The organism is Cedecea sp. P7760 (assembly GCF_013386425.1).
Lineage (GTDB): Bacteria > Pseudomonadota > Gammaproteobacteria > Enterobacterales > Enterobacteriaceae > Cedecea > Cedecea selenatireducens.
Window position 1 is genome coordinate 29,227 of sequence record NZ_JACARU010000052.1, and the last position, 14,904, is coordinate 44,130.

The 14,904-nt window shown below is 57.1% G+C and carries 13 protein-coding genes and 1 pseudogene; 6 read left to right on the plus strand and 8 right to left on the minus strand.

Annotation, left to right across the window (positions count from 1 at the left end; genetic code table 11):
* Nucleotides 1–41: 41 nt before the first annotated feature.
* Nucleotides 42–986, minus strand: coding sequence for a GlxA family transcriptional regulator (locus HX778_RS17915; protein WP_176982686.1), 945 nt, complete (start codon nt 984–986; stop codon nt 42–44).
* Nucleotides 987–1,103: 117 nt separating this feature from the next.
* Between HX778_RS17915 and HX778_RS17920 the strand changes: the two genes are divergently transcribed.
* From HX778_RS17920 to HX778_RS17940, 5 genes are all read left to right on the plus strand, one after another.
* Nucleotides 1,104–1,901: an SDR family oxidoreductase gene (locus HX778_RS17920; RefSeq protein ID WP_176982687.1), complete on the plus strand. Its 798-nt coding sequence runs from the start codon at nt 1,104–1,106 to the stop codon at nt 1,899–1,901.
* Nucleotides 1,902–2,111: 210 nt separating this feature from the next.
* Nucleotides 2,112–2,984, plus strand: coding sequence for a ChaN family lipoprotein (locus tag HX778_RS17925; protein ID WP_176982688.1), 873 nt, complete (start codon nt 2,112–2,114; stop codon nt 2,982–2,984).
* A 7-nt stretch (nt 2,985–2,991) separates the two neighbouring features.
* Entirely contained in the window at nt 2,992–3,780 is a 789-nt protein-coding gene (locus tag HX778_RS17930) for a TonB family protein (protein ID WP_176982689.1), read from the plus strand.
* A gap of 84 nt (nt 3,781–3,864) precedes the next feature.
* A complete protein-coding gene (locus tag HX778_RS17935; RefSeq protein WP_176982690.1) occupies nt 3,865–5,973 on the plus strand; it encodes a S9 family peptidase in 2,109 nt (702 codons plus the stop codon).
* Nucleotides 5,974–6,064: 91 nt separating this feature from the next.
* Nucleotides 6,065–8,332 (plus strand): TonB-dependent receptor domain-containing protein, encoded by a 2,268-nt coding sequence (locus tag HX778_RS17940; RefSeq protein WP_176982691.1) that lies wholly within the window; start codon nt 6,065–6,067, stop codon nt 8,330–8,332.
* Nucleotides 8,333–8,372: 40 nt separating this feature from the next.
* Here the strand turns inward: HX778_RS17940 and HX778_RS17945 are convergent, their stop codons facing one another.
* Entirely contained in the window at nt 8,373–9,260 is an 888-nt protein-coding gene (locus tag HX778_RS17945; protein WP_176982706.1) for an SDR family oxidoreductase, read from the minus strand.
* A gap of 124 nt (nt 9,261–9,384) precedes the next feature.
* Between HX778_RS17945 and HX778_RS17950 the strand changes: the two genes are divergently transcribed.
* Nucleotides 9,385–10,281: an AraC family transcriptional regulator gene (locus HX778_RS17950; protein WP_176982692.1), complete on the plus strand. Its 897-nt coding sequence runs from the start codon at nt 9,385–9,387 to the stop codon at nt 10,279–10,281.
* A 36-nt stretch (nt 10,282–10,317) separates the two neighbouring features.
* Here HX778_RS17950 and cybB read toward each other — a convergent pair whose 3' ends face one another.
* The 6 genes and pseudogenes from cybB to HX778_RS17975 all read right to left on the minus strand — a co-directional run bounded on the left by cybB (nt 10,318) and on the right by HX778_RS17975 (nt 14,848).
* The gene (gene cybB / locus HX778_RS17955) at nt 10,318–10,854 is read right to left on the minus strand and encodes a cytochrome b561 (protein WP_038472763.1); all 537 of its coding nucleotides are present in this window, start codon (nt 10,852–10,854) and stop codon (nt 10,318–10,320) included.
* 144 nt (nt 10,855–10,998) lie between these two features.
* Nucleotides 10,999–11,793: a YdcF family protein gene (locus HX778_RS17960; RefSeq protein ID WP_176982693.1), complete on the minus strand. Its 795-nt coding sequence runs from the start codon at nt 11,791–11,793 to the stop codon at nt 10,999–11,001.
* 86 nt (nt 11,794–11,879) lie between these two features.
* Entirely contained in the window at nt 11,880–12,335 is a 456-nt protein-coding gene (locus HX778_RS25035; RefSeq protein ID WP_218167190.1) for a GNAT family N-acetyltransferase, read from the minus strand.
* A pseudogene (fos, locus tag HX778_RS25040) lies at nt 12,327–12,725 on the minus strand (fosfomycin resistance glutathione transferase); the annotation flags it as partial. The pseudogene fos and the gene HX778_RS25035, both read right to left, overlap by 9 nt.
* A 2-nt stretch (nt 12,726–12,727) precedes the next feature.
* Nucleotides 12,728–13,018 carry a VF530 family DNA-binding protein gene (locus tag HX778_RS17970; RefSeq protein WP_144244083.1) on the minus strand — a complete coding sequence of 97 codons (291 nt, stop codon included), beginning with the start codon at nt 13,016–13,018 and terminating at the stop codon, nt 12,728–12,730.
* A gap of 135 nt (nt 13,019–13,153) precedes the next feature.
* Nucleotides 13,154–14,848, minus strand: a complete 1,695-nt coding sequence (locus HX778_RS17975) for a methyl-accepting chemotaxis protein (protein WP_176982695.1) — start codon at nt 14,846–14,848, stop codon at nt 13,154–13,156.
* Nucleotides 14,849–14,904 lie beyond the last annotated feature (56 nt).

Genomic DNA, 14,904 nt, shown 5'->3' on the forward strand with positions numbered 1-14,904 from the left:
CCTGATAATACAGGGATAAAAATACCTCGCCACTGCCAGTTTTAGGCTTGCAGTTCTTCATCACCCCGTGCCTGGCGGCGGATAACCTGCGGCGGCTGGCCGTAGGCACGAAGAAACGCCCGGCGCATTCTGTCCCGCTCGCCAAACCCGGTTTGCCGGGCAACTTCGTCTATGGAGCGGGCACTGGTTTCAAGCAGCATGCGGGCGGACTCCAGGCGCAAATACTCTATCGCACGGGCGGGCGACTGCCCGGTTTCTGCCTGAAAACTGCGGCTAAACTGCCGGGGTGATAAATTTGCCACCGCGGCCAGTTCCTCAACGCTGAGCGCGTTTTCCAGATGGGCACGGGCGTAAGTCATCACTTTCTGAATGCGGTCCGATTTAGGCTCCAGCTCAAGCAGCGAGGAAAACTGTGACTGGCCGCCGGAACGGCGATGGTAGAGCACCAGTTTACGGGCAATGGTGCGGGCGATGTCAGGCCCAAGATCGTCCTCAATCAGCGCCAAAGCCAGATCGATAGCCGCCGTCATGCCTGCCGAAGTCCAGTAAGGCCCGTCGCAAATAAAAATCTTGTCTTCTTCCACGCTTATTCCGGGAAAACGCTGCTGTAGATAGCGCGCATACATCCAGTGCGTGGTAGCTCGCCTGCCCTCCAGCAACCCGGCTTCCGCCAATAAAAATGTCCCCAGGCAGGCGGCGGCCACGCGGCGAGCATAGGCCGCAGCCTGGCGCACAAACTCGATGGTCGCGGCAGAAGCCTGCTCCATAGTGGCGCCAAACAGCAGGAGATCGTACTGCGTATCGGCCATTGACTCGGTCATTACGTCAAACCCAGCCGACGTTTGCACCCTGCCGCCGTGCTCTGACAGCAAATGCAGCTCATAAACCGGTGCTTCCGCCATCAGGTTAGCGACTTCAAACGCCGTAATGACGGCAAAGCCCATGGTGGAATAACCGGGAGTCACGACAAAACCTACTTTCTGCATGATGAGCACCGCCGCATTTAATAATGTCATAAAAAGACGGTTATATGACATTTGAGACGTAAAAAGCCAGTGTTAATGTTGCGTTCGTTAACCCATCCCTTCTTCAGGAGTCACACAATGAGCAACGCATCTAAAGGCACCGCCCTGGTCACAGGCGCATCCGGCGGCATCGGCGCAGTCTATGCGGACCGTCTCGCTAAACGCGGCTATGATCTGATTCTGGTCGCCCGTAATACTGACCGCCTGAACCAGGTTGCCGAACGTCTCCGCCAGGAAAGCGGCCGGTCAGTCCAGATAGTTACCGCCGATCTCGGCAACGCGACGGAGCTGCTGCAGCTGGAAACGCGGCTCAAAGACGATGAGTCGATTTCGCTGCTGGTTAACAACGCCGGTTTTGGCTCGAAGGAAAGCATTCTGGAAGCCAACGTGGATGAAATGACGGCGATGATCGACCTGAACGTGACGGCGCTTACTCGTCTGACCTATGCCGCTGCCCCGGCAATGGCAGCCCGGAAGCACGGCACCATCATCAATATCGCCTCGATTGTGGCCATCGCGCCTGAATTGCTGAACGGCGTTTACGGCGCCAGCAAAGCTTTTGTGCTGGCATTGAGCCACTCTTTGCAGCATGAACTGGCGGGTTCAGGCGTGCGTGTTCAGGCCGTGCTGCCGGGCGCAACCGCCACGAACTTCTGGAACATCACCGGCGTCGGCGGCCATGAAAACCTGCCGCAAAGCTGGGTGATGAGCACCGAAGATATGGTCGATGCCTCACTGGTCGGCCTGGACGCTGACGAGAAAGTGACGATACCTGCGCTGCAGGAAGGCAGCGACTGGGATAACTGGGAAGCTGAACGCCGGGCGATTAGCACCCGCCTGAGCGCGGCCCAACCAGCCCCGCGTTACGTCAGATAGTCTTTCTCGCTATTTTATCCCGCAAGATGCCGCCTTCTGGCGGCATTATCGCTACGATTAATGAGATCGGCAGCGCATATCATACCCTTACTAATTAAATGCAAATGATAATGAGTATCATTTGATCGCATTGTTTGTTAACATCCCGCCCGCTATACATCATCGATATCAATATAAACAGCCAGTGAAGGCTACCTCCGGGCAAAAGATATGCGTAAAAAATTGATCCTTGCGTCTTTGATAGCGTTAGCCAGCCTGGGCCTCAGCGCCTGCAGCCAAACCACTCACACTCCTCCAGCGGCCAGCCAGGCCGCCATTGCTCGCGGGCAAATCATTGATTTGCACAGCGGCGAAACCCTAACCGATCGGCAGCTGCTGGTTAAGCTCGCTGGCGCTCAACGGCTTATCGTCGGCGAAAAACACGATAACGCCGAACATCATCAGATTGAGCTCTGGCTGATGCAAAACCTGGCTCGGGAACGTCCGCAGGGCAGCGTGCTGCTGGAGATGCTGACGGCAGGCCAGCAGCCGCGCGTCACCAGTGTTAAAAGCTGGCTGAAGGAAGACCCGCTGGTGCGGGATGGCCGTATCCAGGAACTGCTTAGCTGGCAAAAAGGCTGGCCGTGGGAGATGTACGGCGGCGTTGTCACCGAGGCGCTTCGTGCCCCTTACCCTCTGCTCAATGCGAATATCAACCGCGACGAGATAATGCGTCTTTATAAAGAGCCGCGTTTCCCTGAAGGCAAACTTTCGACGGCCCCTGCCGTGCAGGCCGCGCTGAAGGAAACCATTATTGCCATGCACGAGGGGAATATTGAAGGCCCACAACTGACGTCAATGCTGGCGATTCAGCAGCAGCGTGACCGCTATATGGCGCAACAATTGCTGAATGCCCCCGCTCCGGCGCTGTTGATTGCCGGCGGCTACCACGCGTCTAAAAGCTTCGGCGTTCCGCTGCATATGGAAGATCTCTCCCCTTCATCACGGCCGGTTGTGCTGATGCTGGCGGAAAAAGGCATGAACGTCACCGAGGCTCAGGCTGATTACGTCTGGTTTGTCGCCCCGGCCGCAGCAAAACGGTAAGCCGGGAATGACAGATACATTTTATGCGCATCCGACAAGCGGAAAAGGCGTGTGGTTTACCGTTTCTTTGCTCCTGCACGGCCTGCTTTTTTTAGCCCTGATTTGGCAGGCAACGGAGGTGCAGCCTGCCTTACAGCCTGCACCCGCCGTGATGCTGCAGTGGTCGGATAACATCGAAGCACCGGCATCTCCGCAGCCGCTGCCCGTGGGGATTGCACAGCAGGAGTCTGCGGCCGCAGAGGAAAAACAGCAGGCCGAAGACAAGCAGCAGAGGCCGCTGCCGGAGGATAAAAACGCGGTGATTGAAGTCACCCGGCAGAAAAAAGCTGCCGAAGGCGAGAAGAAAAAACCGCGTCCGCCGCGCAACGTCAGGGAGCAAACCAGCGACAGCAGCCAGGCGTCCGTCTCGACCAATGCCGCGCCTCAGGCCAGCGTTGTTTCATCCCGCATTGCCGCGCCGTACAACAGCGATGCCGCGAAACAAAACAGCCTTGAAGACTCCTGGGAGAGCCGCGTAAAAGGCCATCTTAACCGCTTTAAACGCTACCCTGCTGACGCCCGCAAGCGCGCCCGCACGGGCATCTCGGTCGTGACGTTTACCGTGAACGCTGCGGGAGAGGTTATTGGAAGTTCGCTGAGCAGCTCGTCGGGAACACGCTCGCTTGACCGCGAAGCGATTGAGGTTTTAGAGCGCGCCCGGCCGCTGCCCAAACCACCCACCGAACGCTTAAAGGGAGGCGTTTATAGCGTGATGATGCCAATAAGCTTTGACCTGACGGAGCTGAGCCGAAGCTAGCGCTACGCTCCCCGCTACCTGAATTTTATTTTTATGCTGACTATTTCGGCAGGGCGCCCTGTCGCCTGACGCTAAGGACGTATTATGGAAAAACTATGGAAAGCTACGCCGCTGTTCATCGCCTGTTCGCTTTACGCGAGCTGCGCTGCCGCCGACATGCCCCGGCCACCCGCTACGGAAAAAATCCCCCACCAGCTGATTGAACATGGCGATATCCGCGTGGATAACTATTTTTGGCTCAGGGACGACAGCCGCAGTGACGCAAAGGTACTGCGTCACCTGGAAGATGAAAATAACTATGCCCGTCAGGCTCTCCAGCCCGCCGCTGAATTAACGGAGAAGTTGTACCAGGAGATGGTCGCGCGGATGAGCCCGGAAAATCGCTCGGTCCCCTTCCAGCGCAATGGCTACCTTTATCAGGACGTTTATCTGGCCGGACAGGATTATGCCGTCAGCCAGCGCCAGCCAGCAGGAAGTAAAAACGAATGGCAGACGCTGGTTGACGGGAATCAACGCGCCAAAGGTCAGGCCTATTATCAGCTAAGCGGCCTGGTGGTCAGCCAGGATAACCAGATGATGGCTATCGCGGAAGACACCGCCGGTCGCCGCCAATACCGCCTCTCGCTGCGTGATTTACAAAGCGGAAAATGGCTCGCCGAAACTATCGACAACACCTCCGGGAATATGGTCTGGTCAAACGATGGTCACTCTCTGTTCTACGTGCGCAACGATCCGCAAACGCTGGTGCCCTCGCAGGTCTGGCGGCACCGGCCAGGAACGCCGGTGACAGAAGATAAATTAGTCTATCAGGAGAAAGATGGCGGCTTTTATCTCGGTCTCTCCCGCTCCTCGTCCGATCGTTATTTGATTATCACGCTCAGCGCCAGCACCTCGTCAGAAGTACGCCTGCTGGATGCCGACAGGCCGGAAGCGCCGCCGGTGCTGTTCGCCGTTCGCACCCCCGGAATTGAGTATTATCTCGACCATTTTGGCGACGACTTCTACCTGCGCGCGAATCAGGAAAGTGCCAATTTCGGGCTGTATAAAAGCCACGCTCCGGGTGACAAATGGCGGCCCGTTGTCGCGCCTCAACCGGGAAAAATGGTGGAAGGATTCACCCTGTTTAAAGACTGGCTGGTGGTGGCTGAACGCCAGGACGGGCTGAGCCAGATCCGCAAGATTAACTGGCTGAACCACGGTGAGCAGACGCTGAAATTCGATGATGCCAGCTATATGGCCTGGCTCGGCTACAACCCGGACCCACAGTCCGGCAAGCTGCGCTACGGTTACTCCTCGATGACGACCCCAACCAGCACTTACGAATGGGATTTAGCCAGCGGGGAACGTACCCTGCTTAAACGGCAGGAGGTGAATAACACAGACCCGCAGGACTACCATAGCGAACGGATTTGGACCACGGCACGCGACGGCGTGAAGGTGCCCGTTTCGCTGGTCTATAACAAAAAAATGTTCAAACCGGGCCACAGCCCGCTGCTGGTATATGGCTACGGCGCTTACGGAATGAGCATGGATCCGGCCTTCAGCGCCAACCGCCTGAGCCTGCTGGATCGCGGGTTTGTCTTTGCTATCGTTCACGTGCGCGGCGGCGGCGAGCTGGGCCAGCAGTGGTATCAGCAGGGGAAACTGGAGAACAAGCAGAACAGCTTCAACGATTTTCTTGATGCCACGCATAGCCTGGTTAAACAGGGCTTCGGCCAGGCCGGCAGGCTCTATGCCATGGGCGGAAGCGCGGGCGGCCTGCTGGTTGGCAACGTCATCAACCAGCAGCCGGCCCTCTTTAACGCCGTGGTCGCGCAGGTGCCGTTTGTGGATGTGGTGACAACTATGCTGGATGAATCACTGCCGCTCACGGTGGGCGAATATGATGAATGGGGTAATCCACACCGGAAAGCAGACTATCTGCGACTCAAATCCTGGAGCCCGTACGACAACGTGAAGCCTTCGCACTACCCTAATCTGCTTGTGACCAGCGGCCTCAATGACTCGCAGGTGCAGTATTGGGAACCCGCCAAATGGGTCGCTAAGCTGCGGGAAAACCAGCAAGGCCCCGGCAAAATACTTCTGCTGACCGATATGCAGGCCGGGCATGGCGGTAAATCAGGCCGAATAAAACGCCTGGAAAATACCGCGCTGGAATACAGTTTTATTCTGGAGGCAGATAAACAGCGCTAACCGGAAACCCCTCCCTTATCGGGGAGGGTTCGTTAAAGCGACATAATTATAAAAATAACTTTTATTTTATTACGATACTTCAAGGACACGTATGAACGTAAATAAACTGGCCGTTGCCCTCGGCTCGGGCATGCTATTGCTCAGCGCCAGCGGAGCGGCACAAGAAAATAATGATAAAAGCAGCGGAGATAAAAAAGGCTCGGCGGTATTTAGCCCGCTTAACGTTTCCGCCGGGAACATCACCAGCGAACAAGAAGCGCTGGAAAAACCAGGCGCCACCAGCTCTCGCTCCACGGGAAAAAACCTGCAGTCCCTGGACGCCACGCTGCGGAGCATGCCCGGCACCTATACCCAAATCGATCCCGGTCAGGGCACGGTGAGCGTCAATATTCGTGGCATGAGCGGCTTTGGCCGGGTTAACACCATGGTAGACGGAATTACCCAAAGCTTTTACGGCACCACCACGTCAGGCACGACCGTTCACGGCTCCACCAACAACCAGGCTGGCGTGCTCATCGACCCTAACTTTTTAGTCGGTGTGGACGTCACGCGCGGCGACAGCAGCGGCTCTGCGGGGATTAACGCCCTGGCGGGAAGCGCAAATATGCGTACCCTTGGCGTGGATGACGTTATTTTTAAGGGCAATGATTACGGACTGAGATCGCGATTCTCGGTAGGCAGCAACGGTATCGGGCGCAGCGGGATGATTGCCGCCGCAGGGAAAACCGACGCCTTCACCGATACCGGGAGCTTTGGCGCCATGGCCGCCATCAGCGGCAGCTCTATTTATTCGAATTTCTCCAACGGCTCCGGCATTAATAGCGAAGAGTTTGGTTATGATAAATTCATGAAGCAGAACCCGAAGTCCCAGCTTTATAAAATGGACATCAAGCCCGATGAATTTAATAGCTTTGAGCTGTCTGCCCGAACTTATGAAAATAAGTTTTCGCGCCGCGACATCACCAGCGACGATTATTATATTAAATACCACTACGCCCCGTTCTCTGAGCTGATTGATTTTAACGTCACGGCCAGCACCAGCCGTGGCAATCAGAAATACCGCGATGAGTCGCTGTACACCTTTTACAGTACCTCCGCGCAAAACCGTTCCGATGCCCTGGACATGAGTAACGTCAGCCGTTTCAGCCTGGGTGATAATGACCTGGCGTTTACGCTGGGCGGCAAGCTGATGCGCACCCGCTACACCAAGCTCATTAATTCCGCCGCAGGCGATGAGAAAACCAACCAGGAGTCGATCGAAAACAATCCGTTCGCCCCTTCCGGGCGGCAGGATATTTCGGCGTTATATACCGGGCTGCAGGTGAAGCGCGGTATCTGGCAGGCAGACTTGAACCTCAACTACACGCAAAACAGAATCACCGGTCACAAGCCGCCCTGCGACGAGCGCGTTATCTGCGTCCCGCAGGGAAGTTACGACGTCGATGAGCGAGAAAGCGGCTTTAACCCGTCGGCCCAGCTGTCGGCTCAGGTCACCCCCTGGCTTCAGCCGTTTGTCGGCTACAGTAGGTCGATGCGTGCGCCAAATATTCAGGAGATGTTTTTCTCCAACTCCGGCGGAGCTTCCATGAACCCCTTCTTAAAGCCTGAACTCGCCGAAACCTGGCAGGTCGGTTTTAATATCGACACCAAAGACCTTATCGCTAAGCAAGATTCGTTGCGCTTTAAAATGCTGGGCTACCGCAGCAGGATCCAGAACTATATTTTCAGCGAATCTTACCAGGTCTGCTCCAGCGGGAGAAAATGCAGCATGTCCGAGGTCATTGGCAACGACTGGGCGGACATGAGCGACGACTACAGCGACAATATGTACATCTACGTGAACTCTGCTACCGGCGTCACCGCCCAGGGCGTTGAGCTGGAGATGGACTACGACGCCGGGTTCGCCTTCACCCGCCTCTCCTTCAGCCAGCAGCTAACCGACCAGCCAACGTCCATCGCCAGCACCTACTTCGGCGCCGGGGATATGACCGAGCTGCCAAGAAAATATATGACGCTGGATGCCGGGGTGCGTTTCTTCGATGAATCGCTGACCCTCGGGACGATCGTCAAATACACCGGGAAAGCCCGCCGGCTGTCGCCTGATTTTGAAACCGATGAGCATACGGGCGCCATCATTAAAGAGGATTTGCCGCAGATCCCGACGATTATCGATCTCTACGGCACATACGAGGTGAACCGCAATCTGATGCTGAAGCTGACGGTGCAAAACCTGATGAACCGGGATTACTCAGAGGCGCTGAACAAGCTCAATATGATGCCTGGGCCGGGCGATGATGCTAGCCGGGCCAATACCGCGCGCGGCAGAACCTGGATCTTTGGCGGCGAAGTTCGCTTCTGATCGTCACCGAATCGCCCGGAAGCATCCGGGCGATGTACGTCTAGCGGTACTGCATGTGCCGCAAATCCTCAATCAGCCCTGGGCCAACGGGCCGCCAGCCCGTTTTCTGCTGCGTCTCAAGGCTTGAGGCCGACATATCATGCGCGGCAAAGTTACCGAGCCAGCCAAAGTGGTCGCTGGCTTTGTCGGCGTCAATGCTGCGCACAGGTACACCAAGCCCCTGGCCAATCACGTCGGCGATATCTTTAGTGGTGATACCTTCTTCGGCAACAGCGTTATAGCGCGCTCCGGCAATCCCTCTTTCTACCGCCAGAACATAAAGACGCACCGCGTCGCTCACGTGCACCGCCGACCAGCGGTTTTTGCCTTCGCCGATATAAGCCGCCACGCCCTTCTCCCTCGCCAGTTCAATCAGCGGAGTGATAAGCCCTTGCCTGACGGTGTCATGCACCTGCGGCAGGCGAACAAACGAGGCGTTAACGCCCCGCTCAAGCAGGCTTACTCCGGCGATTTCCGTGGCTTTACGCGGGTTCGGCGTCAGGACGTTATAGCCCGCCTCCGTGGCTGGTTTGCCCGGCTCCGTTGTCCCCATGGCAACAAAAGAGGTGATAACCATTGGCCGGGATGAGCCTGCAAGCGCTTCCCCCATCGCACCAATCACTTTGCCGTCAGCCTCGCAGTTGGCGACAAAGGTAGAAAAGTCATGATTGAAAGCCGTGTGGATCACCGCGTCCGCAAGATCCGCCCCATGCTGCAGGCTGGCAAAATCATCCAGATCGCCAAAATGTGCTTTCGCTCCCCAGGACTCCAGAGCTGTGGCCCCGCGATCGGAGCGCGTTAGCCCCAGCACCTGATGCCCCGCCGCCAGCAGCTGTTGCACGATAGCCGAGCCAAGAAAACCGGTCGCACCGGTCACAAAAATACGCATAGTCATTATCCCAAACCGTAACCAAGGACTGAGTTGCCGCCCGACGGGATTTACTGTAAACAGGAAGAGTTATACGAACAATGTTCAAAAGTCGCCATTTTTGGTCTCATCGTCCGGAGTTGATATGGATCCGCTTTCAGAGCTGCTTTCCCTGCTTAAACCCCAGAGCTATGCCTCGGGCGGCGTTGCCCTGCACGAAACGATGGCGATTCAGTGGCCAGAACACGCCGGAATTAAGTGCTATGCCGTGGTGTCCGGGCGCTGCTGGCTCTCCGTTGAAGGGGTGAACGAGCCGCTGCTGCTGCAGGCCGGCGACTGCTATCTTCTGCCGCCTGGGCCACCGTTTTGCCTGGCGACTGAACCTGACGCCACGCCGGTGGACTTCTACACCCTGCGCGAGGCGGGCAAGCTCGGGCCCGATGTTGTCCCTGGCCAGCAGGAAAGCTGCTTCCTGGTCGGCGGCCATTTTGTGCTGAGCGGGGAAGCGGCCGACCTGCTGCTGAGCTCTCTGCCGCCTGTGGTCTGCATTCAGCAGCCGGACAGTAAAGCGGCGATGCGCTGGGCGCTGGATCAAATGACCGACGAAGTGCGCCAGCCTCGCCCCGGCGGCGCGCTGATTATCCAGCAGCTGGCGTGGATGATGCTCATTCAGGCGCTGAGGCTGCACTTAGCCCATCAGCCCGCCGTGGGCTGGCTTTATGCGCTGGCAGACAAGCAGCTGAGCCTCGCCCTGACCTGCATGCATAAAGATCCCGCGTTTGGCTGGACGCTGGAAAAACTGGCGGAGCGCGTGGGGATGTCACGTTCGACGTTTGCAGCACGGTTTAAGGCGATAACGGGCGCTTCGGCTATCGACTATCTGACGCGCTGGCGAATGATGCTCGCCTGCGACAGGCTGCGCCAGCCAGGGGATTCACTGGCGCGTATTGCAGCGGATTTGGGCTATGAGTCGGAAAGTGCGTTCGGGAAAGCGTTCAAGCGGGTAATGGGCTGCTCGCCCCGGCAGTATTCAAAAAGCTAGCGGCTGCGCGGCACGGAGGCCACCGCCGCTAAGCGATTATTCTTGTTCTCGTTTGCCCGGCATCATTCGCAGCAGCGTATTGTCTTTCCAGACGTAATGATGGAACAGCGCACCAAAGGCGTGAAGACCGATAACGAAATAGCCGGTATTGGCGATAAGCTCGTGCCAGGACTTGAGGCTGAACTCCAGGTCTTCGTCCGGCACCGCCGCCACCGGCATTTGTAGCCCGAAGGCCACCCAGTCAGTACCGCGATAGTACATCGCCAGGAAGCCCAGCACCGGCAGCGCAATAAACATCAGATAGACAATCGTGTGGACCAGATGAGAGATGCCGGTCACCGCCGGATGCGGCCTGGGCACAATGGCCGGCGCGCGATACCTGATACGAACCAGCAGGCGGGCCACCATCAGTACCAGGACGGAGATACCGCAGGTGAAATGGATAGAGTTGATGAGCGGCCGGTAGCTACGCGGCGCAAAGCCACGCAGTTCCATGGCGCAGTAGGCTCCCACCACCAGCAGAAAGACCAGCCAGTGGATCGAAATCTGTAACGAGGTGTATTTAGTGCGCATGAAAGACCCTGCCCTGAAAAAACGTTAAATGCCAGGATACCGAAGAAACATTAAAAGAGTATTAACATCAACGTATTATGGACGTTAATTTGTTTCAGCGTGTAATTTTTTAGCCTTAACGTTGTTCAGGGCAAAGCCCGAGGTTTACAGCCCGCGTTCGCGGATCATTGCGCTCAGCGCCATATCCTGCTGGAGAGCATGCCAGGCGGCCATCACCTGCGGCGGAATATCAACGTGAACGATGAAGTCCCGCCCCTGTGGACCATAGCCGGTTGCATCGTCGCGCAGGCGAGGAATTTCACCCAGCGCCAGCGAAACATAACGCTCGAGCGGCCACAGGCCCTCTTCCTCTCCGGCAAAAACGGTGCCCTGCTCGCCTGCAGTTAACTCCGGCACTACGCCCGGCCAGCTCAGCAATTCCGGTGCCTGCGCATCACCTTGCCAGACTCGGGAGAAGGCCGCGACGGTTCGGCGCTGCATGGTCGGGTCCTGAACAATCAATACGCGCGTTGGGCTCAGGCCCAGTTCGGCCATCTTCGCCACGCTAAAGCGTGCATTTTCACCGCAGTTGGTTGATTTCTCTTCGATAATGATTTTTTCGTTCGGGACTTTCCAGAACTGATGGGCAATATCTTTCAGGATTGCCGCTTCGGAACGCCCGGTAGTGGGAATGGTGTTATAACGCGGATGTCGGGCTATTTCGGCGTAGAGATACGTCGTGGAATGGCCTATTCCACCGGTGATCAACAGCGGTTTTTCGCCGTTAGCGGCAAACTCGCAGGCGGCGTCAATCGTGGGGATCACGGCGTTACCGGCCAGGATAATCAGCTCGGCATCCTGTGCCTGCGGCGCACCTGTAAAATCGCTTTGCGCCAGCCACTGGCCCAGCGTGTTAACAGCCTGAACTGTCGGCTGGCTCAAGGTTGCGGATGTCATCATTAGCGGGATCCTCCCTGTTAAAAACCAGTGTCTAGCCTAACCCGGTCAATCCGCCGGGCCTATCAGATGCCGCTGAAAAGGTTTAATCAGACGGAAAGCGGCTTTTGCAGCCGCAGGCGGTGCTCGTCTGGTTCGCCCTGGGGCTCAAGCTCTACCAGCTGGTAGCCATTTTTAAGCAGCATCATTAGCATGCCACGGAACTTGTTGCGGGTTTTCACGCTGAGCGTACGGTACCCCTGTTCCATCGCCCATTTTTCCTGGGCAATCAGCAAGGCCTGCGCGACGCCATCCCGTCTGAATTCTGGTAAAACGCCGCCCAGCCAGCTGTAAAACTCTGTTTCGCTCAGCGCATAGCCAAGCTTAAACCCGGCTGGAATGCCATTCACGCAGGCGATGAGCTGGCTGGTCTGGTTTGTCGCCAGGCGAGCCTGAAGATCTGAGACGCTTCGACTGTCGTCAAACTCCGGCAAACGATGATAAAGCTCGAGGATCTCCGCCAGAGAGGCCTGCCGCACGGTAATGCCCGTCTCCTGGAACGTCATCCCAGAGTAAGGCTTTTCCCTGCAGGCCGCCAGGCGGCTGGCTAAATCCCCCACGTGCAGCTCAAGCTGGTGGTTATCCGGGTCAAGAAAGTAGAAGGAATGCCCTTCGCTGCGGTTGTCTTTCCAGATCCGAACGCCGCGCTGCTCCAGCGCTTTAACAAGCTGAGGAAATGCCTCTGTGCTTATGCTGAAGGCATAGTGAGTGTAATGAACCGGGCGCTCACCGGCCTTTGCATCCAGAGAAAGGCAAAGCCACAAATCACTGCAGGAAAGATACGCCCCGGACTCCCAACGCGCGTGCAGCCTGACGCCAGGCAGGCTTTGGTAAAACGCCAGGCTCCGCGCCAGGTCGCACACCGCAAGCGTCAGGTGGTTCAGGCCGGTTAGCATGATTATTCCTTATTCTTAGCCTGATTCTTAGCCTGCCAGTTGGCCCACGGGCTTTCTGCCTGCGCGTCACTTTCATCAGGCTCGTCGAGTGAGGCGATATACATCTCTTCCACTTCTTTACGCGCCCACGGCGTGCGGCGTAAAAACTTCAGGCTGGACTTAACGCTGGGGTCGCTTTTAAAGCAGTTAATGTTCACCTGCCGCGCCATTTCCGCCCAGCCATAGCGCTCAACCAGCGCGGTCAGCAGCGCCTCAAGCGTAATGCCGTGCAGCGGATCTTTTGAACTCATGATTATTCCGGATATTTTGATAATTTGCGCACACCTTACTGATTCTGCCAGCGAGGCGCAACAAGGTGCGGGCGGCGATCCCGAAGAAGTGAAAAGAAGTGAGAGGCGGCCCATCGCTGAGCCGCAGAAGGGGTTAAATCAGAAGGTTTCCCAGTTATCGGCAGAAACCGCAACCGGCCGCGCCGATGTGGACGCAGGAGAAGGAACGACATAACGACTTTTCGGTGCTGCGGAAGAGCCGGCTTTCAGGCGGAACGTGCCTACAGCCTCCGTCAGCCGTGCGGCCTGTTCTTCCAGGGAAACGGCGGCGGCTGAAGCCTCTTCCACCAGCGAAGCATTCTGCTGGGTAACGTTATCCATCTCGTGAATAGCCTGCCCGACTTGCTGAATGCCCCGGCTTTGCTCGTCAGACGCGGCGGCGATTTCCAGCATAATATCGGTCACGCGGCGAACGGCGTCCACAATCCCCGTCACCGTGGTGCCCGCCTGAGCAACCTGGCGGGAGCCGGAATCAATCAGCGACACGGACTCGCTGATAAGCCCTTCAATCTCTTTTGCCGCCTGGGCGCTGCGCTGCGCCAGCGTGCGCACCTCGCTTGCCACAACCGCAAATCCTCGACCTTGCTCCCCGGCCCTGGCGGCCTCAACGGCAGCGTTCAGTGCCAGAATGTTGGTCTGGAAAGCAATGCTGTTGATTACCGCCGTTATCTCAGAGATTTTCTTCGAGCTGGCGGAAATATTGTCCATCGTGCTGACCACGCCAGAGACAATACGCCCGCCGTCGCTGGCCTTCTGCGAAGCATCTTCTGCAAGCTTTGTCGCGTGATGCGCGTTGTCGGCGTTTTGTTTCACCGTGGCGGTAAGCTGCTCCATGCTGGCGGCGGTTTGCTCGATGGCCGCCGCCTGCTGCTCGGTTCGGGATGAGAGGTCGGTATTACCGGCAGAAATTTCGCTCGAGCCCTGGTAGATAGCCTCGGCCCCTTCGCGCACGGTGCTCACGGTGCTGACCAACTGCTGCTGCATATGCTGCAGGTGCTGGCTGAGCTTGCCAATTTCGCTGTTGCCGGTTGCTTCCGCCGACAGGGTTAAATCCCCTTCGGAGATATGTTCGATGCGCTTCGCCGCTCGCTGCAGCGGGCCAATCACCACGCGGCGCAGCATGATGAAGGTAAATACCGTCATGAAAAGCGCCAGCGCAAAGGCCCCGGCCATCAGCGCCACGCTGGTTCTGGTGCGGTTATCAGCCTGCTCCCTCAGCGCATTCGCCCGTTCGGTTCGAATGCTGACTGCTTTTTGCAGGTTGGCGCCGTAGTCGCTGTCCAGCTTGCGCCCGACCTCGCTTTCATGGGTGATGATCGCCTCAAACATGCCGTTTTTGGCGAACTTCAGCATCGGCTTCATGCCTTTTTCGAGATAGGCCGCAAACTCATCCTGCAGCCCTTTGTCCAGGGCCTGGTCTTCGGGCGTTTTTACCTTACGGGCCATATAGGCGTTGAAACCAGCCTGCGCCTGCTTGATGAGTCCTTCGGCATTGGCGACGTTCTGTTTAACCTGATCCATATCCGCCACGCGGCTTGCCGCCCCGGCGTTGATCAGGTTGATACGTGCGGTACGCAAATGGTTGGCGCTGTCCGCCAGCCCCATACGCACCTGAATTTCTTCCGTGACGTCCTGAAGCGCGCGGTCGCTCTGGATAAGAAAGTAGCTGGCAAAACCGATGCAGAGCGCAAACAGCAGCAGAATGCCGCCGAGAATGGAGGAAAACAGCGGCACCAGCCTGATGTGATGCCAGAAGCGCACGCCGTTTTGTGGGGTCAGAGTTTTTATCGACATGTCCGTGACTCTCTTTGTATGGGGAATTCCCTTCAGAAGTCATCGGCCCCGGCGCG

Excerpts from the sequence above, each read along its gene's own strand:
- HX778_RS17915 (WP_176982686.1), bottom strand. The coding sequence starts at position 986 with ATGCAGAAAGTAGGTTTTGTCGTGACTCCCGGTTATTCCACCATGGGC.
- HX778_RS17920 (WP_176982687.1), top strand. The coding sequence starts at position 1,104 with ATGAGCAACGCATCTAAAGGCACCGCCCTGGTCACAGGCGCATCCGGC.
- HX778_RS17925 (WP_176982688.1), top strand. The coding sequence starts at position 2,112 with ATGCGTAAAAAATTGATCCTTGCGTCTTTGATAGCGTTAGCCAGCCTG.
- HX778_RS17930 (WP_176982689.1), top strand. The coding sequence starts at position 2,992 with ATGACAGATACATTTTATGCGCATCCGACAAGCGGAAAAGGCGTGTGG.
- HX778_RS17935 (WP_176982690.1), top strand. The coding sequence starts at position 3,865 with ATGGAAAAACTATGGAAAGCTACGCCGCTGTTCATCGCCTGTTCGCTT.
- HX778_RS17940 (WP_176982691.1), top strand. The coding sequence starts at position 6,065 with ATGAACGTAAATAAACTGGCCGTTGCCCTCGGCTCGGGCATGCTATTG.
- HX778_RS17945 (WP_176982706.1), bottom strand. The coding sequence starts at position 9,260 with ATGCGTATTTTTGTGACCGGTGCGACCGGTTTTCTTGGCTCGGCTATC.
- HX778_RS17950 (WP_176982692.1), top strand. The coding sequence starts at position 9,385 with ATGGATCCGCTTTCAGAGCTGCTTTCCCTGCTTAAACCCCAGAGCTAT.
- cybB (WP_038472763.1), bottom strand. The coding sequence starts at position 10,854 with ATGCGCACTAAATACACCTCGTTACAGATTTCGATCCACTGGCTGGTC.
- HX778_RS17960 (WP_176982693.1), bottom strand. The coding sequence starts at position 11,793 with ATGATGACATCCGCAACCTTGAGCCAGCCGACAGTTCAGGCTGTTAAC.
- HX778_RS25035 (WP_218167190.1), bottom strand. The coding sequence starts at position 12,335 with ATGACGTTCCAGGAGACGGGCATTACCGTGCGGCAGGCCTCTCTGGCG.
- HX778_RS17975 (WP_176982695.1), bottom strand. The coding sequence starts at position 14,848 with ATGTCGATAAAAACTCTGACCCCACAAAACGGCGTGCGCTTCTGGCAT.